This is a genomic window from Mycobacterium sp. NGS48 (assembly GCF_059812585.1).
Genome location: NZ_JCALCY010000024.1, coordinates 1 through 22,790, shown reverse-complemented (window position 1 = coordinate 22,790; position 22,790 = coordinate 1). Strand labels below are relative to the sequence as shown.

Here is a 22,790-nt window from a genome sequence, read left to right as displayed (position 1 = left end):
TCGGCTTATGCACGAGCACACCGTCCGCGCAACCACCGCCACCGGCACAGTCGAAGGGTTCACCCGCGACGGTGTGCACCGGTGGCGATCCATTCCCTATGCCCGCCCGCCGGTCGGGCCGCTGCGGTTTCGCGCACCGCAACCCGCGCAGCCATGGTCGGGTGTGCGGCATTGCCACGGGTTTACCAACTGCGCTCCGCAGCAGCGTCGCTACACCATGCTGGGGATCGGAAAGTACCAGCCAAGGGGCGAGGACTGCCTGACGCTCAACGTCGTGGCGCCCGCAGCCGCGCCCGTCGAGCCGCTGCCTGTGATGGTTTTCGTCCACGGCGGCGGATACCTGCTGGGCAGCTCGGCCACCCCGCTGTACGACGGCGCTGCACTGGCCCGGCGGGGTTGCGTGTACGTATCGGTCAACTACCGGCTCGGCGCGCTGGGCTGCCTGGACCTGTCGTCGCTCTCGACTGCCGATGTCACCATCGACAGCAACCTGTTCCTGCGTGACCTGGTGATGGCGCTGCGTTGGGTCTCCGACAACATCGCCGAGTTCGGCGGCGACCCCGGCAACGTCACGCTATTCGGCGAAAGCGCCGGCGCGCATGCGGTCGCCACCATGTTGGCGGTGCCGGCAGCGGACGGCTTGTTCGCCCAGGTGATTTCGGAAAGCCCGGCATCCGGAATGGTGCGCTCCAGCGAGATGGCAGCCGACTTCGCGACACGGTTCGCCGCGCTACTCGGTATGCGCAAACACGACGCCGCTCATGCGTTGATGCAGGCTTCACCTGCCGAATTGGTCGCAGCCCAAGACCGTCTGATCGACGAAGGAGTGCGCGACATCCTGGGCGCCTTCCCGCTCGGGCCGGCCTGCGGCGACGATGTGCTGCCGCTCGATCCCATCGATGCGATGCGACAGGGCAAGGCCCACCGGGTGCCGCTGATCGTGGGCACCAACGCCGACGAGGGCCGGCTGTTCACCCGATTCCTGCGGCTGCTGCCTACCACCGAGCCGATGATCGAAGCGCTGCTGGCGGAAACGGAACCGGCTGCGCGGGAACGGATTACCAGCGCCTATCCTGACTACCCCGATTCGGCGGCGTGCATCCGGCTCGGCGGGGATTTCGCCTTCGGCTCGGCCGCGTGGGAGATCGCCGAGGCGCACGGCGGCCACGCGCCGGCCTATCTCTATCGATACGACTACTCGCCGCGCACGTTGCGCTGGTCGGGGCTGGGCGCCACTCACGCCACCGAACTGCTCGCGGTGTTCGATGTCTATCGCAGCAGGTTCGGCGCCCTGCTCAGCGCGGCCGGCGACCGCCGCTCTGCGCTGCGGGTCAGCAACGAGATACAGGGGCGTTGGCGCGCATTCAGTCGCACCGGCATGCCGGGCGATGACTGGCCCGCCTACACCGACGCAGACCGCGCGGTGATGGTTTTCGACCGCAAGTCGCACGTCGAATTCGATCCCCACCCCGAGCGGCGGATGGCGTGGCAGGGCTTCTCGATGGCACGCTGAGCCGGTGAACCCAACAGTGCCTCCGCAGACCGACACCGTCATCGAACGACCGGCCGACCTCACCGCCGGCTGGCTCTCCACGGTGCTGGGATCTGGAACCGTCATCGATTTCACCGTCGAGCGCATCGGCACCGGACAGATGAGCGAGTGCTACCGCGTCCAGCTCAGCTACGCCGATACTGAAGGTGCTCAGCCGGGCCCGGATTCGGTGGTGCTCAAGGTCGCCGCCAGCGACCCGGTGAGCCGGCAGACCGGATTGAGCCTGGGCCTTTATGAGCGTGAAGTGCGCTTCTACCGTGAGGTCGCGCCGCACCTGACCGGACCGGTTGCACCGTGTTACCACGCCGCGTTCGATGCGTCGACCGGAGTTTTCGACCTGCTGCTCGGCGATGCGACTCCGGCCGTGGTCGGCGACGAAATCCGCGGCGCCACAGTCGCGCAGGCCCGGCTCGCCGTCACCGAACTGGCCCGGCTGCAAGGCCCGTTGCTGGGCGACACCGCACTCGAAGACGCGCCGTGGCTCAACCGCGACGCGCCGATCAACCAAGCGCTGATCAGCCAGCTCTACGCCGCTTTCGTCGACCGTTACCGCGACCAGATCGAACCGCCGTACCGCGCGGTGTGCGAACGGCTGGTGGCGGGATTCGACGCTTACCTGGCCGGAGAGGCGGCAGCCGGCCGCATTCAGGGGCTGGTGCACGGCGACTATCGACTGGACAACATGTTGTTCGGCGCGGTCGGCGCCGACCGGCTGCTGACCGTCGTCGATTGGCAGACCGTTACCCGGGGCCCGGCCATGACGGACCTGGCCTATTGCCTGGGATGTGCGCTGTCGGTAGCCGATCGGCGTGCGAATTATGACGAGCTGCTGCACGCCTACCACGCGGCGCTCGGGCCTGACACGCCGATCAGCCTGGCCGACGTCCGCGACGGTGTGCGGCGGCAGAGCTTCTTCGGGGTGATGATGGCCATTGTCTCGTCGATGCTGGTCGAGCGCACCGAACGCGGCGACGCAATGTTCATGACGATGTTGCAACGCCATTGTGAGCACGTCCTCGACACCGATGCGCTCGCGACGCTGCCGGCACCGGCGCCGATCGAGCCGCTGGTCCCGGCCGGCGACGACGAGTGGGCGCACACCCCGACCGACGAACCGCTGTGGAACGAGAGCTGGTACGCCGACTTCACCGACCCTGCAAAGAAATTCGGCGGCTGGATACGGCTCGGCCTGATGCCCAACGAACACTCGGCGTGGCTGAACGCTGTGCTGTGCGGGCCCGACCTGTGCACTGTGGCAGTCGTCGACTTCGACGTCCCGCTACCCGCCGATCCGTGGCAGGTGTGCACCGACGCCATCGAATTCAACCACTCCGTCGCCGAACCGCTGCGCAGCTATCGCGTTGTCCTGCATGGCCGCGGCCAGTCCTACGCCGACCCGTCCGCGCTGCTGCGCGGTGAAGACGGCGTGCCGGTGGAGGTAACCATGGACTTGGCGTGGACCACCGATGGCACGCCGTACCAGTACCGGCTCACCACGCGCTACGAGATCCCCTGCACCGTTTCGGGCACTGTCACCATCGACGGCACCGAATACACCGTCGACTCGGTGCCCGGTCAGCGTGATCACTCCTGGGGGGTGCGGGATTGGTGGGGCATGGACTGGGTTTGGAGCGCACTGCATTTCGATGACGGCAGCCACCTGCACGCGGTGGACATCCGGATTCCCGGCGCCCCGGCGATCGGCGTGGGCTACCTTCAGGACCGCGACGGCGCGTTGACCGAGGTGTGTACCGTTGCGGCCCGGGAAGTGTTCGACGCCAACGGGTTACCGACCGAAGCGACGCTGGCCGTTGATCCCGGTGGCATCACCGCAACAGTCGAGGTCCGCGGCCATGCACCGCTGCGCCTGGTGGCCCCTGACGGACGGGTAAGTCAATTTCCGCGAGTCTGGGCGGCGGTGAACACCGCCGACGGCCGGCGCGGGGTGGGCTGGCTGGAATGGAACCGCAACCAATTAAGCCCGTGACCGACCAGTTTCCGCCGATCGTGGTCATGGGAGTCTCGGGCTCGGGCAAATCAACGGTAGGCGCGGCGCTGGCGCAACGACTGCGGGTGCCGTTCGCCGACGCCGACGCCTTCCACCCGAGCGCCAACATCGCCAAAATGGCTGCGGGGGAACCACTCAATGACGACGACCGCTATCCGTGGCTGGAAGCCGTCGGGGCCTGGCTGGCCGACCACCGCAACGGCGGTGTGATGAGCTGCTCGGCGCTCAAACGCAAATATCGCGACCAGTTGCGCGCCCGCTGCCACGATATCGAGTTCCTGCATCTGAGCGGGTCACCGGAATTGATCGGCCACCGGCAATCCGGCAGGCGCGGGCATTTCATGCCGCTGGCGCTGCTGCAGTCGCAATTCGACACGTTGGAGCCACTGGGCTCCAACGAAGATGGTGTCGTCATTGATGTCGGCCAGACCGCCGAGGAGATCGTCGACAACTTCGTGGCGCGATCTGCCCGGCGACGCATTGGCTGATGCTGCACACCAGCCCAAGTCGTCGACGTCGGAGCGTCGGCGCGCCCGACACCGCGACGTCGCTGGCGCCAGGCGTCGATCACCCAGTTAGCGCATACGACGGATCTTGGTCTGCCCACGGGCAGCCAGATCACCGCCACGGTCGCGGGCGGTCTCGGCGAGCTCAAGTCCGCGTTCACGGGCGGATTCCGCGAGCTCAGGGCCGCGTTCGCGCGCCACATCCGCGAGCTTGGCGCCGCGTTCGCGGGCAGTTTCGGCGAGCTCAGGGCCGCGTTCGCGCGCTACATCTGCCAGTTGGGCACCGCGTTCGCGGGCGGTTTCGGCGAGTTCAGCGCCGCGTTCGCGGGCGGCCTCGGCAAGTTCGGCGCCATGCTCGCGGGCGCTGGCTACGAGCTGTGCGCGACGCTTGCGTGCCTTCTTGCGGGCGGCTTCGACCAGTGGAGCACTCTTTTCCTCGGCGGTACTGGCCAGTTCGCTTCCGCGTTTGCGCGCCGACTCGAGCAACGGCCCGCTCTTCTCAGCCGCGGTACTGGCCAACTCGCGGCCCCGCTCGACGCTTACCTGTAGGCCATGTTCGATTCGTTCACCCAGCTCAGAGTCGAGAAGCGCGCCGTTGGAGGCTCCGGCCGGCAGCGCTGCGGTCACCGCCGCCGAAACCCGGCCCGCCGCCCGTCGACCACGCCATCCCAATGACGGCTTTCCTTCGGTGTCGGCCGAGGCGATGATCAGCCCGCCCAGCAGGCTCAGGTCGGTCAGGAATTCGCGGCGTTTCTGCGCCTTGCGTTCGGGATCGGATTCATTCCAAAACAGGTGTCCGGCAAGGCCACCGGGGACTACAGTGCACGCCAGCGCCACTGAGGCGACTCGCGGCATTTTGCCGATGGCAAGCATGAGGCCGCCGCCGATTTGAACTGCCGCGTTGATCCGCGCTGCGGTCTCGGGGTCGGCCGGAACCTTTGTTCCGACGGGATCCGGCAGGGTCCGCAATGCCGCCACGGTGGGTTCGGCAGCATCGACGCTGGTCTTGGGATTGCGCAGGGTCTCGACGCCTTGGCCGATGAACACCGCTGACAACAGGGGCCGGGCGATTCTACGAAGCAACATGGCCGGTGTGTTCCCGGGCTGACCGGTCCGCAAACCGGTCGGATCATCGCTCAGCGAACCGGCGGACCGCTCGTCGTGCGCATCGACAGCGGCAATGCCACCCACAAACCGCCGAGTGCGATCAGCACACAGCCGCCCGCGACGACGCCGGCGGCGTGGCCGGCGACCGGACCGAAAATGACCACGGTGACGCCGACCAGGGCCAAGCCCAGCAGCACCAGTCCGGCGTAGGCGAACCGATGGGCCGTCGATACCAGCGGTCGCAGCCGATGCCGGCGAAACAGCAAGCGGTGCATCCCGACTGGAGCGATCAATAGCTTCCAGTCCTGAGCGCCATCTGGTCGCAACCGCAGCTATGTCATCAGTAGACGCGCCGAGGACTCCAGCCGGTCGGCGATCTGCGCATACGACGCGTATCCCATGCCGGCGCGCACCAGCGCGCCCGCATACAGCAACTCCAGCGATTCGACCACATCCGGGTTGCAGTCGGGCCCCAACGCGGTGACCAGACGCTGGTGGATCTCCCGGCCGATACGCAACCGCAGATGCTTGACCTCCGGGTCCTTGCCCAGCAAAGCGTTGGTGACCGCGCCGGCCAACTCTGGTTCGTCGGCAACCAGCAGCGCGATGTGACGCAGCACCGCGATGACGCGCGCAGCGGGGTCGGGGGAGTCGTTGGGCGGAACCGGACTGGAGGCCAACCGCCGCCAGAAAACCTCGGCGACGAGATGCTCCTTGGACGCGAAATATGTGTAGGCCGTGGCCGCGCCGACTCCGGCCTCAGCGGCAACCATCCGAATCGTCAACCCGGCGAAGCCTTCTCGGCTCAGGACCCCGATCGCGGCGTGACCCAGCCGGTCAACTGTGTCGGCTTGCTTGGCGGTCAGTCGGCGTCTGGTCGACTCCCGAGCTACCGGGTCGGACACGTGTCTGGACACTACTACACCGTAATATGGGCGGCAACCATCGGCCGTTGCCGATTCGATAGTTAGGTTCTGGTGATGACAACCCCCGCCGAGCGCACTCGTCAGTTGTTTGACCTCGCCGATCAGGTGACCGGATTCATGCCTGCCGACGAGGGACGGGCGCTCCACGACGCCGCATTGGGTTACTTCGATCACGGTGTGGGCGTGGAGATCGGCACCTACTGTGGCAAATCAACGGTGCTGCTGGGCGCCGCAGCGGCCGCAGCCGACAGCGTGCTGTACACCATCGATCACCACCACGGCTCCGAAGAGCACCAGCCAGGCTGGGAGTACCACGACACGTCGATGGTCAACGACGCCGGACGCTTCGACACCCTGCCGGCTTTCCGCCGCACCCTCGATGACGCCGACCTCGACGACAATGTCGTCGCAGTCGTAGGCAAATCCGCCGTCGTAGCACGGGCTTGGCGCACACCGCTGCAGTTACTGTTCATCGACGGCGGCCACAGTGAAGCCGCTGCCCACCAGGACTACGACGGCTGGGCACGGTGGGTCAGCCTCGGGGGCGCCTTGATCATTCACGACGTGTTTCCCGATCCGCGCGACGGCGGCCAAGCGCCGTACCAGATCTATTGCCGTGCAGTGCAAAGCGGCGAGTTCACCGAGAAATCCGTCACCGGAACACTGCGCGTGCTGGAGCGGACGGCGGAACGGCCCGCCGATCAGGCCTAGCGATCGGTCGGACTGATCGCGCACTCGCAGTCGTAATCGCCCTCGAGGCCGCGAGGTAGATCGGCGCCCCGGAAGATGCCGTTTCCCGGTGTGGTGCACGACAGGGCGTCGGCCGCCAGGATGACCGCAGCGCCCGTCCACGTGGTCCGCTCGACCGGCCAGCGCTTACCGTCGCTGAACACCAAGCCGGTCCAATAGGATCCATCCTTTTCGCGCAGATGCTGCATGGCAGCGAACTGGTCTAGCGCCGCGTTGCGGCTGCCCATCGCCTCAAGCGCCAAGACCAGCTCGCAGGTTTCGGCGCCGGTGACCCACGGCCGGTCATCCACACAGCGAACCCCGAGTCCGTCCACCACGAAATCGCCCCACCGCTCGGCGATTCGGGCGGTCGCGGCTGGGCCGCGCAGCGCACCGCCCAGGATGGGGTAGTACCAGTCCATCGAGTGATGCGGCTTCTCGGTGAACACCGAGGGGTGTGCGGCGATGGCATGGCCCAATCGGCCGAGTGCGATCTCCCACTCCGGTTGTGGCTCGTCGAGGTAATTCGCCAAGGCCAGGGCGCAGCGCAGGCTATGGAATATGCTCGCGCATCCGGTCAACAGTGCCTCGGTAACCGGACCCGAAGGGCTGCGGGCCCAGCAGATTTCGCCGCGTTCGAGTTGCAGTCCGAGTACGAATTCGATGGCCGAACGTACCGTCGGCCACATCTCGCTGGCGAAAGCGCTGTCACCGGTGACCAGCACGTGGTGCCAGACCCCGACCGCAATGTAGGCGCAGAAGTTACTGTCGCTGTTGGCGTCCTCGACGACACCGGCCCGAAATTGGATGGGCCAGGATCCATCCGCGCGCTGTTGGCGCCGACTCCAGTCGAACGCGTGGCGGGCCGGGTCGATCAGGCCCGCTGCGGTGAGCGCCATCGCACATTCCACGTGATCCCACGGATCGGTATGGCCGTCCTCCGACCATGGGATCGCGCCTGACGACTCCTGAACCGAAGCGATCGATTCCGCAGTCTGTCGGCATTGCTCGGGGGTCAGCACGTCCGCAACGCCCGGCGCGTCATACCAATTCAACAGCAGGCACCGGTTTCTCGAAGTACAACGCGACGCTCTTGCCGACAAGCGGGTTGAGCGCCGATTCGGCCAGTCGGGTGATCCATGGACGGCGCATCATGTCCCACACCAGCATTCGATGATATGCGGCAACAGCAGGGTGATCTGAGTTAGAAACTCCGACGAGACATTTCAACCACCAGAATGGGGCGTGCAGAGCATGAGCATGGTGAGTATGGGTGAAGTTCAGTCCGCCGGCGGCGAGTTTGTCACGCAGGTGGCTTGCCCGGTAGATCCGGATGTGACCGCCGTCGTTGCTGTGGTAGTCGTCGGACAGGAGCCAACACAGCTGCTCGGGCAACCACCGGGGCACGGTGACCGCCAGAGCGCCACCGACTTTGAGGACGCGAACCAGCTCGGCGATAACCGTGTCGTCGGCGGGGACATGCTCCAGGATCTCCGATGCGATGACGCAGTCGAAGGTGGAATCGGGATAAGGCAGTCGCAGCGCGTCGCCGACGACCGTCTCGGCAGTGGCCGACGCCGGTGCTTCACCGGCCTGCGCCATCGCACGCAAGATAGTGCCGACGTTCGCCAATTCATCGGAATCCTGATCGAACGCGACCACGTCGGCACCGCGGCGGTAAGCCTCGAAGCTGTGCCGGCCCGCTCCGCATCCCACATCGATGAGCTTGGTTCCGGGCCCGACGCCGAGCCGGTCGAAGTCCACCGTCAGCACGGCTCACCCACCGGCTCGGTGGCGTCGCCGATCTGGGTGTTGCGTTGGATCGCCCGTTCGTAGACGCGAACGGTCTGCGCAGCCACCGATTCCCAGCTATAGACGTCAAGTGCGCGGCGGCGTCCGGCCGCCCCGAGTTGACGGCGCTGTTCGGGAGACTTCAGCAGCTCACCCAGGACCCGGATCAACTCGGCGGTGTCGCCGGGTTGCACCAGTCGGGCGCAGGTGCCGTCGGGTCCGAGCACTTCGGGTAAGGCGCCGGCGCGGCTGGCCACAATCGGTGTGCCGCTGGCCATCGCTTCCACTGCCGGCAACGAGAAGCCCTCGTAAAGTGATGGGATACAGGCTATTTCAGCAGAAGCAAATAAACCGGCAAGTTCCGCGTCGGATACGCCGCTGGAAGTGTGAACGATATCGGAGATGCCGAGCTCAGCGATCAGTTTCTCCGTGGGACCGTTCGGTTCGAGCTTGGCGACTAGTTGCAGCTCCAGATCGTGTTCCGTGCGCAGGATAGCCACGGCCTGCAATAAATGCGCTACGCCCTTGAGTGGAGTGTCCGCGCTGGCGATCGCGATGATGCGCCCGGGAATTCGCGGTCGCGCCGACGGGGCGAACACACTGGTGTCGACTCCCAGCGGCACCACGTGCAGTTGCTCTGCATCGACTCCGAAGTCGGTGGTGATATCGGTGGCCGACGATGACGAGACCGTCAGCAGGTCCGGAATGCTGCGCGCGACCCGCTCCTGCATCCCCAAGAAGCCATACCAACGGCGTACCAACGGCTTACGCCACCATTGCGCTGCCGACAGGTCCAGTAGCCGGTCGCGGGTGATGGGGTGGTGAACCGTCGCCACGACGGGCAGTCCAGTTGCCGCGATTTCGAGCAGTCCGTCTCCCAGGCTCTGGTTGTCGTGCACCACATCGAAGTCATTGCGCCGTCCGGCCAGCAGCCGCGCTGCCCGCATGCTGAACGTGCGCGGCTCGGGGAAGCCCGCCGTCCACACGGTGGCAAGCTCCAGCAGGTCGATCCGGTCGCGGATCTCGCGGGGATGCGGAATGCGGAATGGATCGGGTTCGCGGTACATGTCCAGGCTGGGCACCTCGCGCAGCACCACTCGCGAATCGAGGCCCTCGGGATACGGCTGCCCGGAAAACACCTCGACGTGGTGTCCCAACTCGACGAGGCCGCGGCTAAGGTAACGAACGTAGACGCCTTGTCCTCCGCAATGGGTCTTGCTGCGGTAGGACAGCAGAGCAATCCGCATGCTCACACCGGTCCCGCTATGGCGGCGCGACCACAGGTCACGGTTGGGGGATCGGCGGGGAAGTCAGCGAACTGTCTGGACACGTGTCTGGACTATAATTTGACAAGCTACATGATGCAACGCGCAGGCTCTGGCCGTGGCGCGACCGGCGCGTTCGGTAAGTGTGACCGATGTCAACACCGCTCTGTGACACAGCTCATTGCCCTCCCCGTTTGTTTTAGGGCAGCCTAACCTGCATTTCTGACCCGAATGCTGGGAGTGGCTGATGCCAACCAACTCAACCGCGCTGGAATTCGCCTACGACCTCACCTTTGACGAGGTCCGGCGTCGCAGTTACGACGCGCTGGTAGCGGCCGGGGTGTTGCCGGAGCGGGCAGTGGATCGTGCTGCCGATTGATCCGAACGCGGACAGAAGCCGACGCGCTTGGCTGGCCTGCCCGAACTGCGACCACGGCGCTGCCTGCGAGGTATGCCGAGGTGGCCGCAATTGCCACACGCATTGGCAATATCTGATCAGCAATAGCGCCGCGGTGGTCCACCTGCAGTGCCCAACCTGCGCGCATCTGTGGTCGCTGGACACCGGTGCGCGCCGCCGCGGCCAGCGCCGCCCCGCGGCCTAGCCCGACGCGCGACCACCGGCGATACGGTGGGTGATATGCGAGCGTTGATCATCGTCGACGTCCAAAACGACTTTTGCGAGGGCGGCTCGCTGGAAGTGACCGGCGGCGCCGCCGTGGCCCGCGCCGTCACCGACTACTTGGCCGGTGCCGGCGACTACCAGCATGTCGTGGCCACCCAGGATTTCCATATCGATCCCGCTGACCATTTCTCCGACCGTCCCGATTACTCGTCGACCTGGCCGCCGCACTGCCTCGCCGGTAGCCCCGGGGCGGATTTCTGCCCCGACCTCGACACCGAACGCATCGAGGCGGTGTTCCGCAAAGGCGCCTACAGCGCCGGATACAGCGGCTTCGACGGAGCCGACGATTCGGGCGCCAGCCTGGCGGATTGGCTGCAGGACCGCGGCGTCGACGAGGTCGACGTGGTCGGCCTGGCCACCGACCAGTGCGTCCGCGCGACCGCCCACGATGCGGTCCGGGCCGGCTTTGCGACTCGCGTGTTGCTCGATCTGACCGCGGGCACAGGGGAGCAGTCGACCGCTGAGGCCATCGACGCGCTGCGTACCGCCGGTGTCGCCGTGCAGCAGAGCACGTCATGAGCACCGCGCAGTCGGATCTGCTGACGGCGGTGGAGCAGTCGCCGCGGGCCGCCGCGGCCCACGACCGCACCGGCTGGGTCGGGCTGTTCACCGCTGACGGCCGGGTCGAAGATCCCGTCGGTTCCTGGCCACATGTGGGCCACGCGCAGATCGGCCGCTTCTACGACACCTTCATCGGGCCGCGCGACATCACCTTCCATCCCGACCTCGACATCGTCACCGGCTCGGCCGTCGTCCGCGATCTCGAGCTCGAGGTTGCGATGAGTTCGTCGGTGACGATGCGGATTCCCGCCTATCTTCGCTACGACCTGCGCGAGGTCGACGGTGAATGGAAGATCGCGGTGTTGCAGGCCTACTGGGAACTGCCGGACATGATGGTGCAGTTCCTGCGCAACGGCACGCCGGCCGTGCCGGCTACCGTCCAGCTGACCCGCGGATTGTTACACAACCAGAGGTTGCGCGGCACAGTGGGTTTCGGAGCCGGTTTCCGCCGCGTCGGTTCGCGGCACAAGCGACTGGTGGACACCTTCCTCAACGCTGTTGCCCGCGGGGAGAGGTTCGCGGCGCTGCGAACACTGTCATCCACTGCCACAGTGACTTTCGGCGAGGACGACGACGCGGACGTCGCCGAACTGATCCAGCGACTCAACGGCGCCACCTGGACGAAGGTGCTCGGCGCGGGCCCGACAGTCGCGGCCTCGATCACGTCGGGACACCGGCGCGGTGTCATGTTCGCCGACGTGGTCCGACGTGGCAACCAAATCCGCCGAATCCGTTACTTTTCCGACTGACCGAGCGCAGTGTCACTGTGCCGCCAGCAGCGCCAACGACGCCGCCGACAACAACAGATAGCCGCCCGGAAAGGCGATGTTGTACAACACGCCGGCCCGAACATGCGTGATGATCGCACCGGTGAAGAACAGCACCAGCCCCGCCGCCGCCGCAATCCCTATGGCAGGCAGAACCAGACCGGCGAGCAGCCCGATGGCTCCGGCGAGCTTGAGCGTCCCCAGCATGGGGAGCCAAGACGATGGCACGCCAACCTGAGCCGAGTTCGCCAGCACGAATTTGGCGGGGACGTAGTCGGCCACGGCGATTCCCGCGGTGACGGCCACGGTGACTGCGGTGACGACAAAATATGCGATGCTCATGAGATTGGTCTCCTTCACACAAGGACGTCGAGCGGATTTCGTCACCTGCTTGACGGCTCCCACACCGGAAAGGTGACCATGAGCCCGATTGACGATCTCGCCCGGCGGTTTGACGCTGACCGACGACACCTGCGCTCAGTCGCTTTTCACCTACTGGGCTCGGCGGCCGACGCCGAAGATGCGGTGCAGTCCGCTTGGCTGAAGGCCAGCCGCGCAGACTTCGACGCCATCGAGAACCCGACCGGATGGTTCACCACGATCACCGCACGCGAGGCGATCGACCAATTGCGGAGCCGCAAACGGCGCGCCGAACTGCCGCTGGACAGTGTGGACCGCGTTCCGGCCGGCACGGCGCCGCCGGCGGACGAGGACACTCTGCTCGCCGACTCCGTCAGTCGGGCCCTGCTGGTGGTCATCGACCGGCTCTCACCGCCACAGCGCGTCGCGTTCGTGCTGCACGACGTGTTCGCGGTGCCATTCGAGACGATCGGCGAGTTGTTGGGCCGCTCGCCGGACGCGGCCAAGAAGCTGGCCAGCCGTGCCCGGGTGCAGCTTTCCGCCGCACCGTCCGGGGCGACCCGCCGCACCGGCGAACACGTCGAGATCGTGGATGCCTTTCTGACGGCATCCCGCGGCGGTGATATCGCCGCCCTCATGAATCTGTTGGCTCCCGACGTGGTGCGCCGAGTGGATCGCCTGCTGGTGCCCGCCGATGTGCCGACCGAAATCCGCGGCGCCAAGCAGGTCGCCGAGGAAACCCGGCGGTTCACCCAACGTTCCCGGGCCGGCGTCGTGATCCTCGTCAACGGAGCGCCCGGCATCGCGGTCGCCCCGGGCGGCCATCTCCAGGCGCTGTTGGTCATCGGCATCGAGGATGGTCGCATTCACACCATCGACATCATCGGCGATGACGATCGGCTGAGCGGCGTCGCCCTGGCACTTCCCGCAGCCGGCGACAATCCGGGCAGCCATGGCCGATAAGCCAATTGGACGGCGGACACTGTTGCGCGGTGCCGGTGTGCTCGGCGCGACGTCGCTGACGTGGTGGCAATCGGGATGCGCATCCGACGACGACGCACTCACCTTTTTCTTCGCGGCCAACCCCGAAGAGGCGGACGCGCGGCTGCGGATCGTCGACGCCTTCCAGCATCGGCATCCCGACATCAAGGTGCGGACGCTGCTGTCGGGTCCGGACCCTATGCAGCAGATGTCGACGTTTTGCGCAGGCGGCAAATGCCCAGACGTGCTGATGGCGTGGGAATTCAGCTATGCCGGCTTGGCCGACCGGGGTGCGCTGCTGGACCTGAACACCATGGTGGCCCAAGACCGAGTATTCGCCACCGATCTGAAGGCCGACAGCATCGGCGTGTTGTATGACACCTTCACGTTCAACGGGGGCCAGTACGCATTCCCGGAGCAGTGGTCCGGCAACTTCCTGTTCTACAACAAGCAGCTGTTCGCCGCGGCCGGCGTACCGGCGCCACCGACACAATGGGACCGGCCGTGGAGCTTCGCCGAGTTCCTTGCTGCGGCCAGCGCTCTCACCAAGCGCGTCCGCTCCGGACGCGTGACTCAATGGGGGTTCGTCGACACGTGGGTGGCCGCCTACTCGGCGGGCCTGTTCGGCATGAATAACGGCGTCGCGTGGTCGGATCCGCGAACGAACCCGTCGCACCTCAATTTTGGCAACGAGGCGTTCATGGAGGGTGTGCAGTTCTACGCTGACCTGGCCAATAGACACAACGTCGCACCGACGGCGTCTGAGCAGCAGTCGATGTCCACCATGGATCTATTCACCTCGGGCAGGGCCGCGATGGCCTTGGGCGGGCACTGGCGCTACCAGACATTCGACCGCGCCCGCGGCCTAGATTTCGATGTCACCGTGTTGCCCACCGGTCCACGATCCCGCGCGGCCCGCTCAAATATCGGTACGACGGGCCTGGCGATCGCGGCCGACAGCCGCCGCAAGCACCAAGCATGGGAGTTCGTGAAATTCGCCACCGGACCCGTCGGGCAAGCCCTGATCGGCGAAACGGGGCTATTCGTACCGGTACTGAAGTCTGCGATCAATTCCAAAGGGTTCGCCCAAGCTCATCGCAGAGTCGGCAATCTCGCGGTGCTGACCGGCGGCCCCGCGCACTCCGAGGGTTTGCCGATCACGCCGGCGTGGGAAAAGATCAACGCGTTGATGGACCGCAATTTCGGGCCGGTTCTGCGTGGCACCCGGCCGGCGACATCGCTGGCAGGCGCGCTGACGCAGGAGGTCGACGAGGTGCTACACAACCCATGACATCGATCGATCAGCGAGTCGGGCGACGCAGAATTTCCCAACGGCGGGCCTGGGCCGGACGCCTTTTCGTCGCACCAAACCTGGCGGCGGTGGCGGTGTTCATGGTGTTTCCGCTCGGGTTTTCGCTGTACATGAGTGTGCAGGAGTGGGATCTGTTCAGGCCCGCCAAGCCCGTCGGACTGGCGAACTTTCGTCAGCTGTTCAGCGCCGACCCGCTGTTCCTCATCGCGATGCGCAATACGGTGATCTTCACCGTTGGAACCATCGTGCCGACCGTCCTGATCAGCCTGGCCGTGGCGGGCCTTTTGAACCGGAAACTCAAGGGCATCGGCATCTTTCGGACCGTTGTCTTTCTGCCGTTGGCGATGTCCTCCGTCGTGATGGCGGTGGTGTGGCAGTTCGTGTTCAACACTGACAATGGCTTGCTCAACATCATGCTCGGCTGGATCGGGATCGGCCCGGTCCCATGGTTGGTCGATCCCAACTGGGCCATGGTGTCGCTGTGTTTGGTCAGCGTATGGAAGAGCGTGCCGTTTGCCACCGTCATCCTGCTGGCTTCGATGCAGGGCGTCCCCGAAACGGTCTATGAAGCCGCCCGAATCGACGGCGCCGGCGAGATACGCCAGTTCGTCTCCATCACCGTCCCGTTGATCCGCGGGGCACTGTCATTCGTGGTGGTCATCTCGATCATTCACGCGTTCCAGGCATTTGACCTCGTCTATGTGCTCACCGGCCGCAACGGTGGTCCGGAGACTGGAACGTATGTGTTGGGCATCATGCTTTTTCAGCACGCATTCGCCTTCCTGGAGTTCGGGTACGCATCCGCACTGGCCTGGGTGATGTTTGCCATTCTGCTGGTGTTGACGGTGCTACAGCTACGGTTGGCGCGTCGACGCGCTTGGGAAGGCTGACCATGGGCCACCTGACCAAGCACAGCATCGCGCGCGGCCTGACGCTCTATGTCGCGCTGATGGGCGTCGCGTGGTGTGCCCTGTTCCCGATTCTGTGGGCGGTGTCGGGCTCGTTGAAAAGCGAAGGCGAGGTGAGCCAGCCGACGCTGTTTCCTTCGCATCCGCAGTGGTCGAACTATGCCGAAGTGTTTGTGTTGATGCCGTTTTGGCGGATGTTCTTCAACACGGTGCTCTACGCCGGATGTATCACAGCCGGTCAGGTGTTCTTCTGCTCGCTGGCCGGATACGCCTTTGCCAGGCTGCCGTTCCGGGGCCGGGAGGTCGTCTTCGTCGTGTACCTGGGCACACTGATGGTGCCGCTGACGGTGACCGTCATCCCGCAATTCATTCTGATGCGCGTCGCCGGCTGGACTGACACGCCGTGGGGGATGATCGTGCCGGGCTTGTTCGGTACGGCGTTCGGCACCTATCTGATGCGGCAGTTCTTCCGTACGCTGCCGGACGAACTCGAGGAGGCCGCCATCCTCGACGGCTGCTCGCCGTGGCAGGTCTATTGGCGGATCCTGTTGCCGCACGCCAAGCCTGCGGTCATGGTGCTCGCGGTGCTCACTTGGGTCAACGTGTGGAATGACTTCCTGTGGCCGTTGTTGATGTTGCAACGCAAAAGCATCGCCACACTCACGCTCGGGCTGGTTCGGATGCAAGGCGAATATGTGTCGCGGTGGCCGGTGCTGATGGCTGCGTCCATGCTCATCCTGCTGCCGTTGGTCATCGTCTATGCGGTGGCGCAACGGGCCTTCGTCCGCGGTATCGCGATGTCCGGATTCGGCGGCTGACCGATGGCATCAGTGAGCTTCGAGCAGGCGACACGGCGCTATGCCGGAGCGCAGCGCCCGGCGCTGGACAAGCTGGATCTGGCCGTCGACGACGGCGAATTCGTCGTGCTGGTCGGCCCTTCCGGATGCGGCAAGACGACGTCGCTGCGGATGATCGCAGGTTTGGAACCGGTGGACACCGGGCGCATCCGCATCGGTGACCGCGATGTCACCGACGACGATCCCAAAGATCGCGATGTCGCCATGGTGTTCCAGAACTACGCGCTGTATCCGCACATGACGGTGGCGCAGAACATGGGCTTTGCGTTGAAGATCGCCAAGATTCGCAAAGCTGAGATCCGCGACCGGATCTTGGATGCGGCGCGCTTGCTCGATTTAGAGCCCTACCTCGATCGCAAACCCGAAGCGCTCTCCGGTGGGCAGCGCCAGCGGGTGGCGATGGGCCGCGCGATCGTGCGCCGCCCGCAGGTCTTCTTGATGGACGAACCGCTGTCCAACCTGGACGCGAAGTTGCGGGTGCAAACGCGTAACCAGATCGCCGGATTGCAGCGACGGCTGGGCACTACCACCGTGTACGTCACCCATGATCAGGTCGAGGCGATGACCATGGGCGATCGGGTTGCGGTCCTGCGGGACGGCGTGTTGCAGCAATACGCACCGCCGCGAGAGCTCTACCGCAGCCCGGTCAATGTCTTCGTCGCGGAGTTCATCGGCTCCCCGGCGATGAATGTGTTCACCTTGCCGATCGCCGACCGGTCAGTGACGTTGGGGGACTGGCTGATTCCCTTGCCCCGTGAGATCGGCGATGTGGCTGCTGAGATCACTGTCGGCATCCGGCCCGAAGACTTCGAGGTCGGTGGTCTGGGTGTCGAGATGGAGGTCGATGTTGTCGAGGAGCTCGGCGCCGACGCCTACCTGTACGGCAGGATCTCGACGGCTGGCGCCGCGACTGACCACCCGGTGATCGCCCGCGCGGACGGTCGTAACCCGCCGCAACGTGGCAGCCGGGTACGTCTGCGCCCTCGATCCGACCATTTGCATTTCTTCGGCGCCGATGGCCGGCGACTGCCTTAGGCGTGCCTTCAGGTCGTCAGGACTGTCGCCGCGGCGGTGCCGGGTGCGCCGTAGAGCTGGGTGAAGCCGACCTTCGGTTCGCCGGGAACTTGACGCTCACCCGCCTCGCCGCGCAGTTGCCGGACGACCTCATGGATCTGCCGCAGGCCCGACGCCCCAATCGGCTCGCCGTTGGCGATCAGGCCACCGTCGGTGTTGATCGGTAGCCGGCCGTGAATTTCCGTGGCGCCGTCGGCCAGCAGCTTCTCCTGCTCGCCGTCAGCGCAGAATCCGCACTCGGCCATGTGAATGATCTCCGCGCCGGCATCGGTGTCCTGGAGTTGGACGACATCGACGTCTTCGGGTGCCACACCGGCTTTTTCGAATGCGCCGCGCGCGGCGTAGACGGTGGGCGCGACGTCCTGCTCAACGGGCGCGAACGTGGTGTTGACCTCGTGGGCGCCGTAGCGGCGGGTCCGGACCTCGACCGCCCGCAGGTACACCGGTTTGTCGGTGTAGCGATGCGCGATGTCGGCGCGACACATCACCACGGCTGCGGCGCCCTCGTCGGGTGCACAGAACATGTACTGGGTCAGCGGGTAGTTCAGCATCGTCGAGTTGAGGATCTCGTCCTCGGTGATCGCTTTGCGCCGAAACGCATTGGGGTTCAGCGCACCGTTACGAAAGTTCTTGGCAGCAACCCTGGCCAGTGTTCGCTGTGAGATGCCGTGGTCGTGCAGGTAGCGGTTGGCCTTCATACCGAAGAACTGCGTGGTCAGGTACTGCCCGTTCTCGGCGTACCAACTCGGCATGCCGACCAACGCGGGATCTTCGGTGAAAGCGCCGCGGGGATGCTTGTCCAGGCCGACGGCGAGCCCGATGTCGTAGTCACCTAACCGGATGCCGTCGGCGCACGCCTTAGCTGCGCTGGCGGCGGTGGCGCACGCGTTGAAGACGTTGGTGAACGGGATGCCCGATAGGCCCACCATGCCAACGATGGCGTCCGGGTTCGCGACGCTCCAACTGCCGCCGGTAGCGGCCTGCACGTCTTTCCAGTCGACGCCGGCGTCTTCGACTGCGGCGAAGATGGCGTCTACACCCATCTCCATCGCCGACTTGCCTTCGAAGCGACCGAACGGGTGCAGGCCCACCCCGATGATGGCGACGTCGTTCATTACGCGAATCCTCCTCAGCGGCCACCGGACAGCCAACTGTAAACGTTACAGTAACTGCGCCGATTCGCCATATGGTGGGGAGGCGGCCACGCCTTCGAATGGGTAAGACGTAAACAGGCATTGCCGAACCACCTGGACCGCGGCCAGTTAGGCTGCCGGTGTGAATCTCGAAAAGGTGGTTTTCGGTTTCTTCGTGCTGTTGGCCGCAACCTTGAACTTCGGTTTTTTCGTCGGTGACGTGGGAGACCCGGCCATTCACAATCCGTGGGAGTTGTTCCTCGCCCTGATCGTCGCATTCATCACGACGATCTTGAAGTTCGGTGACCGCACCCAGCTAGGTGCTGTCCACCTTTCCACCAGTCTGGTCGCGTTACTGCAACTCGTAGCCGCGGCAGCGATGTGGGTCTTCGCCACGCAGGTCTCGGTCCACGGACTGGACCGGCATGCGACGGCGAGCGTGGTGTCGCTGTCGGGCGGGGCGTTGCTGGCCAATATCGTGTCCGTCACGCTACTCGTGGTCGAGACGGCGTCGTTCCGGCGCCGATAGCCGATGCCCAACCCGGCGCACCTGCTTGCGTTCTGGACCCGGCGTCCAACCAGGCTGCGGCCCAAGCCGGTCCGCGTTCCGACGACGGTGCCGACCACCGACGTCATCTTCCTGCTCATGCGGCGGATGCGGGCGCCGTTCATCGTCGTCATCACCACCTTCAGCTTTTGTACCACCGGGCTCATGCTCATGCCGGGCACCGATGCGCAGGGAATTCCTTACCGGCTGACCGTCTTTGACGCCTTCTACCAGATGACCATCACGTTGACCACGGTCGGTTACAGCGAGGTGCCGCACGCCTTCAGCTACCCCCAACGGATGTGGCTATCCATGTCGATCTACCTGGTGGTGCTCAGCTGGGCCTACGCCATCGGGGCCTTCTTCTCCCTCCTCCAAAACACCGCCTTCCAGGACGCCATTGCGGCCCAGCGGTTCCGCCGTCAAGTCCGCCGGATGGTGGAGCCGTTCGTCATCGTCGCGGGCTACGGCCAAGCCGGCCGGGTCGTCGGCTCCGAGCTCGACGAACACGGGCGCCGGTTCGTCGTCGTCGACAAGCAGGCATCCAAGGTCCAGTCGGTGATATCCGGGCAACTGAGTTTCGATGTTCCTGCGGTCGAGGGCGATTGCGCCGTACCGACGGTGTTGGGCATGGCCGGGCTTGCGCATCGCGATTGTCAGGGTGTGCTGGCCTTGACGAACGACGACTACACAAACCTCGCGGTGGTGATGACCGTATCGCTGCTGCGGCCCGAAGTGCCCGTCTTCGCCCGCTGTACCGACCCTCGAATCCAGGCTCGTATCGAGCACTTCGCCCCGGCGGCGGTGATCAACCCCGATGACCGGTTCGGCGACTACCTCGCCTTGTCGATCCACCATCCGGTCAATCACCAGCTGTTGCGTTGGCTGATGGACAACGATGAGGAGCAGCTGCCGCCACTACGGCGGGGTCTTGCGGCCGGCAGATGGGTGGTGTGCGCCGACCCCGAATTCGGCCACGATGTCGACAGTGATCTCACTGCCCACGGCGTGTCAGTTGACCTCGTCGATCCGGCCGAGGGTGACCCCGATGTCTCGGGTGCCGTCGGCTTCATTGCGGGGACCGGCAACGACACCACCAATATCGCGCTGGCCGAGCGGGCCCGGTTGTCCAACCCCGACGTATACCTCGTGGTGCAGCAGCACACGAACGCCAAGAAAGCTCTGCTCGACGCCCTGGAGATCGACTCGGTGTACATCGCGACCGAGCTCACCGCCCGAGAGATCCTGGCCAGAATCCTCACGCCGGTGTTTTGGAGCTTCGTCGAGCATGCCTTCAGACGCGATGACGAGTGGGCCACCGGCGTGCGTGACCACCTGCAGGAGCGCTGCGGCCGACGCACCCCGCAGCGCGATGTCATCACGTTGTCACCCGAGCAGGCTCCGGCCATCACAGACTGGTTGCGACGCGGGGAAACCTTGACACTGGGGGATCTCATGCGCCGCCCCGACGACCGGGATGCGACGCTGCCGGTGGCCGCCCTGGTCCTAGTGCGCGACGGTGAGCCCAGCTTCATGCCGTCGTCGGAGACAGGTCTCGCCCTGGGCGACCAGGTGCTCCTCGTCGGCAAGCCCGAGGGGCTGTCCCAGGTGCGCGAGATCTGCCACTATCCGACGACGGTGGAGTACCTTGCGACCGGTCGCGACGTTCCCTTGACGTGGATCTGGGCCCGGCTCGTCGCTCGCAATCGCACCAAGACCTAGCCCGGACCACCGTGCAGGTGCCAACCGCCGACCGTCGACACGGTGACAGGTATGAGGCCGTTGTCGCCGAAATGGTGCTGCCGGCGCAAGATTCGCGAGCCTGGCCATCGCCCATTCATCTAGCCCGTCGCGATCGCTCTGTCACCGTGACGTATTGCCGGTGCGCGATAGGCGTGATGGAGAGCCGGCTCGGTGTTACCGTGTAATTCGGTCGGGGTGCTATCCATCCATGCGGAGGGTGATAGCCGATGGCTAACTCGGTGATGGGCGACTTCCACAGTCAACTGCGCGTAGCGATTCACCGGCTCCAGGACTGGGCGGCAAAGAAGTACGGCGTCAGCAATCCACTGCCGCCCTGGAAGTCAAGTCTGGACGGGATGTGCGACGCGCTCGATCGAGAAGGGACCGTGTTGCCGCTCTTGACACGTCGCTTCGATGAGGACCGCCTCAGCCAAGAGATGTACGCGGCGTTGCCATTTCCGGAAAATTAGCTCGTCGCGCTGGCGCATTCCCTGATCACAAGAAACATCATCGACGAAGCGGCACTGGCCGATCGCATGACAGCGGTGCGGGCGCGGCTCGAAGCCGGCGACGCATAAGTCCGCTCGCTACTCGCCTCGAATCCACTCCTGGTAGAACTGTGGCATCTCGGATGCTTTGCCGGAGAAGCGCGGTTGGCGCTTTTCGAGAAAGGCGCGCACGCCGTCGTCGCCGTCGCCAATGCTTGTATAGAACATCGCCAGCGAGTCGATCCGGTGCGCTTCGACGGGATGCGGTTGGGCCGAATTGCGGTAGAGCATCTGTCGCATCAGGGCGACAGACACCGGTGAGCGGGCGCGCGTCCACGCGTCCGCGAGTGCCCGCGCCTCCGCGAGCAGTGCATCGGGTTCGTAAACGGCCTGTGCCAAACCCAACTTGCGGGCAGTCTCGGCGTCCAGGATGTCGGCACGATACAGCAGGTCCAAAGCTGTTGGCATGCCAACGATTCGGGGCAGAAACCAGGTCGAACACGCCTCTGGGACGATACCGAGTTTGCCGAAGACCAGGCCGAACCGTGCCCTGGCCGACAGCAAGCGTGCGTCCATGGCCAGCGTCATTGTTGCGCCGATGCCGACGGCGGCCCCGTTGATCGCGGCGATCACCGGCTTGCGGCAGGCGTAGATTGCGAGCGTCACCCGGCCACCCGTGTCACGGACCCGGCGTAACTCAACGTCGTCGAGGTCAGCCATGTCGGTCAGCGTCGGAGACTTTGTTCCGTCGAGTCCGAATACGTTGCCCTGGCTAGAAAGATCCATCCCGGCGCAGAAGGCGCGACCCTCGCCGGTGACGATCACCGCCCGCACGGAGTCGTCGTCGTTGACGGCGACGAAGGTGCGTTCCAGCTCTTCGGCCATCTCGACAGTGAAGGCGTTGAGGTTGTCTGGGCGATCGAGGACGACGGTGAGGATCCCATCGTCGACGTCGTGTCGGATCGTGGTGAACTCCATAGCTACTTCCTCCGCAGGTTCGTTGCAGGCGACGTTACTGGTTAGCGTGTCGAGTGCGGCCTCCGCATCGCGCTGCAGTCGTCTACGACTCGCCGATGACCGCAAAACCCGGCCCAGCAACATGCGGCCGCATATCGGCAAATCGTCACAGTGACGTATTGCAGTCGTGCAGCGGGGAGGGACGTCCGACTGACCGACGCGAATAGCGACGGGTGTATCCGAGTCGGCGACGGGCCGCGACGGGTGCGCAACCGCGCCATAAGCGCGACGGATGATGATTGGGCACTGGACGCTCCGAGTGACTCCGCTGCGCGTGCGGCGAAGATGGCAACGATCTTCCCGGTGGACGCCACTGCCAGGGTCGATCTGAATTACCGATAAGCGACACTATGTCAAGTAAGCCGTGTCGGTTGCCGTTGGCCTAACTACCCCTTCGCGCAGCCTTCCAGAGTCATAACCCGCCCAACGGTCACTGCCCGGTGTCCATTTGGACACGTAACTAGCGCGCGTCTAGT

At 65.2% G+C, this 22,790-nt stretch carries 22 protein-coding genes and 2 pseudogenes; 15 read left to right on the top strand and 9 right to left on the bottom strand.

Features of this window, described 5'->3' with window-relative positions; genetic code table 11:
- The first annotated feature begins 7 nt into the window (after positions 1-7).
- The 3 genes from AC5Y42_RS22570 to AC5Y42_RS22560 are packed head-to-tail and all read left to right on the top strand — an operon-like array spanning position 8 to position 4,048.
- On the top strand, positions 8-1,513 hold the full coding sequence (locus tag AC5Y42_RS22570; RefSeq protein WP_499900790.1) for a carboxylesterase/lipase family protein: 1,506 nt from the start codon (positions 8-10) through the stop codon (positions 1,511-1,513).
- A 16-nt stretch (positions 1,514-1,529) separates the two neighbouring features.
- Positions 1,530-3,539, top strand: coding sequence for a DUF7064 domain-containing protein (locus AC5Y42_RS22565; RefSeq protein ID WP_499900795.1), 2,010 nt, complete (start codon positions 1,530-1,532; stop codon positions 3,537-3,539).
- The gene (locus AC5Y42_RS22560; protein ID WP_499900789.1) at positions 3,512-4,048 is read left to right on the top strand and encodes a gluconokinase; all 537 of its coding nucleotides are present in this window, start codon (positions 3,512-3,514) and stop codon (positions 4,046-4,048) included. The genes AC5Y42_RS22565 and AC5Y42_RS22560 overlap by 28 nt, the downstream gene beginning before the upstream one ends.
- Positions 4,049-4,135: 87 nt before the next feature.
- Here the strand turns inward: AC5Y42_RS22560 and AC5Y42_RS22555 are convergent, their stop codons facing one another.
- From AC5Y42_RS22555 to AC5Y42_RS22545, 3 genes and pseudogenes are all read right to left on the bottom strand, one after another.
- Positions 4,136-5,152 (bottom strand): DoxX family membrane protein, encoded by a 1,017-nt coding sequence (locus AC5Y42_RS22555; protein ID WP_499900788.1) that lies wholly within the window; start codon positions 5,150-5,152, stop codon positions 4,136-4,138.
- Between the two features lie 50 nt (positions 5,153-5,202).
- A pseudogene (locus AC5Y42_RS22550) lies at positions 5,203-5,469 on the bottom strand (DUF6328 family protein); the annotation flags it as partial.
- Between the two features lie 36 nt (positions 5,470-5,505).
- Positions 5,506-6,078: a TetR/AcrR family transcriptional regulator gene (locus tag AC5Y42_RS22545; protein WP_499900794.1), complete on the bottom strand. Its 573-nt coding sequence runs from the start codon at positions 6,076-6,078 to the stop codon at positions 5,506-5,508.
- Between the two features lie 75 nt (positions 6,079-6,153).
- Between AC5Y42_RS22545 and AC5Y42_RS22540 the strand changes: the two genes are divergently transcribed.
- Positions 6,154-6,810: a class I SAM-dependent methyltransferase gene (locus AC5Y42_RS22540; RefSeq protein ID WP_499900787.1), complete on the top strand. Its 657-nt coding sequence runs from the start codon at positions 6,154-6,156 to the stop codon at positions 6,808-6,810.
- Here the strand turns inward: AC5Y42_RS22540 and mmpH are convergent.
- From mmpH to manT, 3 genes are read right to left on the bottom strand one after another with little or no spacing between them, the layout of a single operon-like run.
- Positions 6,807-7,883 carry an MMP endo-(1,4)-3-O-methyl-alpha-D-mannosidase gene (gene mmpH / locus AC5Y42_RS22535; protein WP_499900786.1) on the bottom strand — a complete coding sequence of 359 codons (1,077 nt, stop codon included), beginning with the start codon at positions 7,881-7,883 and terminating at the stop codon, positions 6,807-6,809. The two genes, AC5Y42_RS22540 and mmpH, sit on opposite strands and share 4 nt — an antisense overlap.
- Positions 7,870-8,601 carry a class I SAM-dependent methyltransferase gene (locus AC5Y42_RS22530; protein ID WP_499900785.1) on the bottom strand — a complete coding sequence of 244 codons (732 nt, stop codon included), beginning with the start codon at positions 8,599-8,601 and terminating at the stop codon, positions 7,870-7,872. Before AC5Y42_RS22530 ends, mmpH begins: the two co-directional genes overlap by 14 nt.
- Entirely contained in the window at positions 8,595-9,866 is a 1,272-nt protein-coding gene (gene manT, locus AC5Y42_RS22525; protein ID WP_499900784.1) for an MMP alpha-(1->4)-mannosyltransferase, read from the bottom strand. Before manT ends, AC5Y42_RS22530 begins: the two co-directional genes overlap by 7 nt.
- 265 nt (positions 9,867-10,131) lie before the next feature.
- On the opposite strand from manT, the gene AC5Y42_RS22520 reads away from it, so the two are divergent.
- The 3 genes from AC5Y42_RS22520 (at position 10,132) to AC5Y42_RS22510 (ending at position 11,876) form a co-directional block, all read left to right on the top strand.
- On the top strand, positions 10,132-10,263 hold the full coding sequence (locus AC5Y42_RS22520; protein WP_499900783.1) for a hypothetical protein: 132 nt from the start codon (positions 10,132-10,134) through the stop codon (positions 10,261-10,263).
- 258 nt (positions 10,264-10,521) lie between these two features.
- Positions 10,522-11,085, top strand: a complete 564-nt coding sequence (pncA, locus tag AC5Y42_RS22515; RefSeq protein ID WP_499900782.1) for a pyrazinamidase PncA — start codon at positions 10,522-10,524, stop codon at positions 11,083-11,085.
- The gene (locus AC5Y42_RS22510) at positions 11,082-11,876 is read left to right on the top strand and encodes a ketosteroid isomerase family protein (RefSeq protein ID WP_499900781.1); all 795 of its coding nucleotides are present in this window, start codon (positions 11,082-11,084) and stop codon (positions 11,874-11,876) included. Before pncA ends, AC5Y42_RS22510 begins: the two co-directional genes overlap by 4 nt.
- Before the next feature lie 12 nt (positions 11,877-11,888).
- On the opposite strand, the gene AC5Y42_RS22505 is transcribed toward AC5Y42_RS22510, so the two are convergent.
- Positions 11,889-12,236 carry a DoxX family protein gene (locus tag AC5Y42_RS22505; protein WP_499900780.1) on the bottom strand — a complete coding sequence of 116 codons (348 nt, stop codon included), beginning with the start codon at positions 12,234-12,236 and terminating at the stop codon, positions 11,889-11,891.
- A gap of 78 nt (positions 12,237-12,314) precedes the next feature.
- On the opposite strand from AC5Y42_RS22505, the gene AC5Y42_RS22500 reads away from it, so the two are divergent.
- The 5 genes from AC5Y42_RS22500 to AC5Y42_RS22480 are packed head-to-tail and all read left to right on the top strand — an operon-like array spanning position 12,315 to position 17,347.
- Complete coding sequence (locus tag AC5Y42_RS22500; RefSeq protein WP_499900779.1) at positions 12,315-13,217, top strand: sigma-70 family RNA polymerase sigma factor; 903 nt, start codon at positions 12,315-12,317, stop codon at positions 13,215-13,217.
- Entirely contained in the window at positions 13,207-14,526 is a 1,320-nt protein-coding gene (locus AC5Y42_RS22495; RefSeq protein ID WP_499900778.1) for an ABC transporter substrate-binding protein, read from the top strand. Before AC5Y42_RS22500 ends, AC5Y42_RS22495 begins: the two co-directional genes overlap by 11 nt.
- Positions 14,523-15,437, top strand: a complete 915-nt coding sequence (locus tag AC5Y42_RS22490) for a carbohydrate ABC transporter permease (RefSeq protein WP_499900777.1) — start codon at positions 14,523-14,525, stop codon at positions 15,435-15,437. The genes AC5Y42_RS22495 and AC5Y42_RS22490 overlap by 4 nt, the downstream gene beginning before the upstream one ends.
- A gap of 2 nt (positions 15,438-15,439) precedes the next feature.
- Positions 15,440-16,273: a carbohydrate ABC transporter permease gene (locus AC5Y42_RS22485; RefSeq protein WP_499900776.1), complete on the top strand. Its 834-nt coding sequence runs from the start codon at positions 15,440-15,442 to the stop codon at positions 16,271-16,273.
- 3 nt (positions 16,274-16,276) lie between these two features.
- The gene (locus tag AC5Y42_RS22480) at positions 16,277-17,347 is read left to right on the top strand and encodes an ABC transporter ATP-binding protein (RefSeq protein WP_499900775.1); all 1,071 of its coding nucleotides are present in this window, start codon (positions 16,277-16,279) and stop codon (positions 17,345-17,347) included.
- Positions 17,348-17,355: 8 nt separating this feature from the next.
- Here AC5Y42_RS22480 and AC5Y42_RS22475 read toward each other — a convergent pair whose 3' ends face one another.
- Positions 17,356-18,501: a thiolase family protein gene (locus tag AC5Y42_RS22475; RefSeq protein ID WP_499900774.1), complete on the bottom strand. Its 1,146-nt coding sequence runs from the start codon at positions 18,499-18,501 to the stop codon at positions 17,356-17,358.
- A gap of 160 nt (positions 18,502-18,661) precedes the next feature.
- Here AC5Y42_RS22475 and AC5Y42_RS22470 point away from each other — a divergent pair, with 160 nt between their 5' ends.
- From AC5Y42_RS22470 to AC5Y42_RS22460, 3 genes and pseudogenes are all read left to right on the top strand, one after another.
- The gene (locus AC5Y42_RS22470) at positions 18,662-19,048 is read left to right on the top strand and encodes a DUF6394 family protein (RefSeq protein WP_499900773.1); all 387 of its coding nucleotides are present in this window, start codon (positions 18,662-18,664) and stop codon (positions 19,046-19,048) included.
- 3 nt (positions 19,049-19,051) lie between these two features.
- Positions 19,052-20,788: an NAD-binding protein gene (locus tag AC5Y42_RS22465; protein WP_499900772.1), complete on the top strand. Its 1,737-nt coding sequence runs from the start codon at positions 19,052-19,054 to the stop codon at positions 20,786-20,788.
- Between the two features lie 263 nt (positions 20,789-21,051).
- A pseudogene (locus tag AC5Y42_RS22460) lies at positions 21,052-21,387 on the top strand (thiocyanate hydrolase).
- A 9-nt stretch (positions 21,388-21,396) separates the two neighbouring features.
- On the opposite strand, the gene AC5Y42_RS22455 reads toward AC5Y42_RS22460, so the two are convergent.
- Positions 21,397-22,275, bottom strand: coding sequence for a crotonase/enoyl-CoA hydratase family protein (locus tag AC5Y42_RS22455; protein ID WP_499900771.1), 879 nt, complete (start codon positions 22,273-22,275; stop codon positions 21,397-21,399).
- Between the last annotated feature and the right edge of the window lie 515 nt (positions 22,276-22,790).

Coding starts and splice junctions, on each gene's coding strand:
- AC5Y42_RS22570 (WP_499900790.1), top strand. CDS start 8: ATGCACGAGCACACCGTCCGCGCAACCACCGCCACCGGCACAGTCGAA.
- AC5Y42_RS22560 (WP_499900789.1), top strand. CDS start 3,512: ATGGAACCGCAACCAATTAAGCCCGTGACCGACCAGTTTCCGCCGATC.
- AC5Y42_RS22555 (WP_499900788.1), bottom strand. CDS start 5,152: ATGTTGCTTCGTAGAATCGCCCGGCCCCTGTTGTCAGCGGTGTTCATC.
- AC5Y42_RS22540 (WP_499900787.1), top strand. CDS start 6,154: ATGACAACCCCCGCCGAGCGCACTCGTCAGTTGTTTGACCTCGCCGAT.
- manT (WP_499900784.1), bottom strand. CDS start 9,866: ATGCGGATTGCTCTGCTGTCCTACCGCAGCAAGACCCATTGCGGAGGA.
- AC5Y42_RS22520 (WP_499900783.1), top strand. CDS start 10,132: ATGCCAACCAACTCAACCGCGCTGGAATTCGCCTACGACCTCACCTTT.
- pncA (WP_499900782.1), top strand. CDS start 10,522: ATGCGAGCGTTGATCATCGTCGACGTCCAAAACGACTTTTGCGAGGGC.
- AC5Y42_RS22510 (WP_499900781.1), top strand. CDS start 11,082: ATGAGCACCGCGCAGTCGGATCTGCTGACGGCGGTGGAGCAGTCGCCG.
- AC5Y42_RS22505 (WP_499900780.1), bottom strand. CDS start 12,236: ATGAGCATCGCATATTTTGTCGTCACCGCAGTCACCGTGGCCGTCACC.
- AC5Y42_RS22500 (WP_499900779.1), top strand. CDS start 12,315: ATGAGCCCGATTGACGATCTCGCCCGGCGGTTTGACGCTGACCGACGA.
- AC5Y42_RS22495 (WP_499900778.1), top strand. CDS start 13,207: ATGGCCGATAAGCCAATTGGACGGCGGACACTGTTGCGCGGTGCCGGT.
- AC5Y42_RS22490 (WP_499900777.1), top strand. CDS start 14,523: ATGACATCGATCGATCAGCGAGTCGGGCGACGCAGAATTTCCCAACGG.
- AC5Y42_RS22485 (WP_499900776.1), top strand. CDS start 15,440: ATGGGCCACCTGACCAAGCACAGCATCGCGCGCGGCCTGACGCTCTAT.
- AC5Y42_RS22480 (WP_499900775.1), top strand. CDS start 16,277: ATGGCATCAGTGAGCTTCGAGCAGGCGACACGGCGCTATGCCGGAGCG.
- AC5Y42_RS22475 (WP_499900774.1), bottom strand. CDS start 18,501: ATGAACGACGTCGCCATCATCGGGGTGGGCCTGCACCCGTTCGGTCGC.
- AC5Y42_RS22465 (WP_499900772.1), top strand. CDS start 19,052: ATGCCCAACCCGGCGCACCTGCTTGCGTTCTGGACCCGGCGTCCAACC.
- AC5Y42_RS22455 (WP_499900771.1), bottom strand. CDS start 22,275: ATGGAGTTCACCACGATCCGACACGACGTCGACGATGGGATCCTCACC.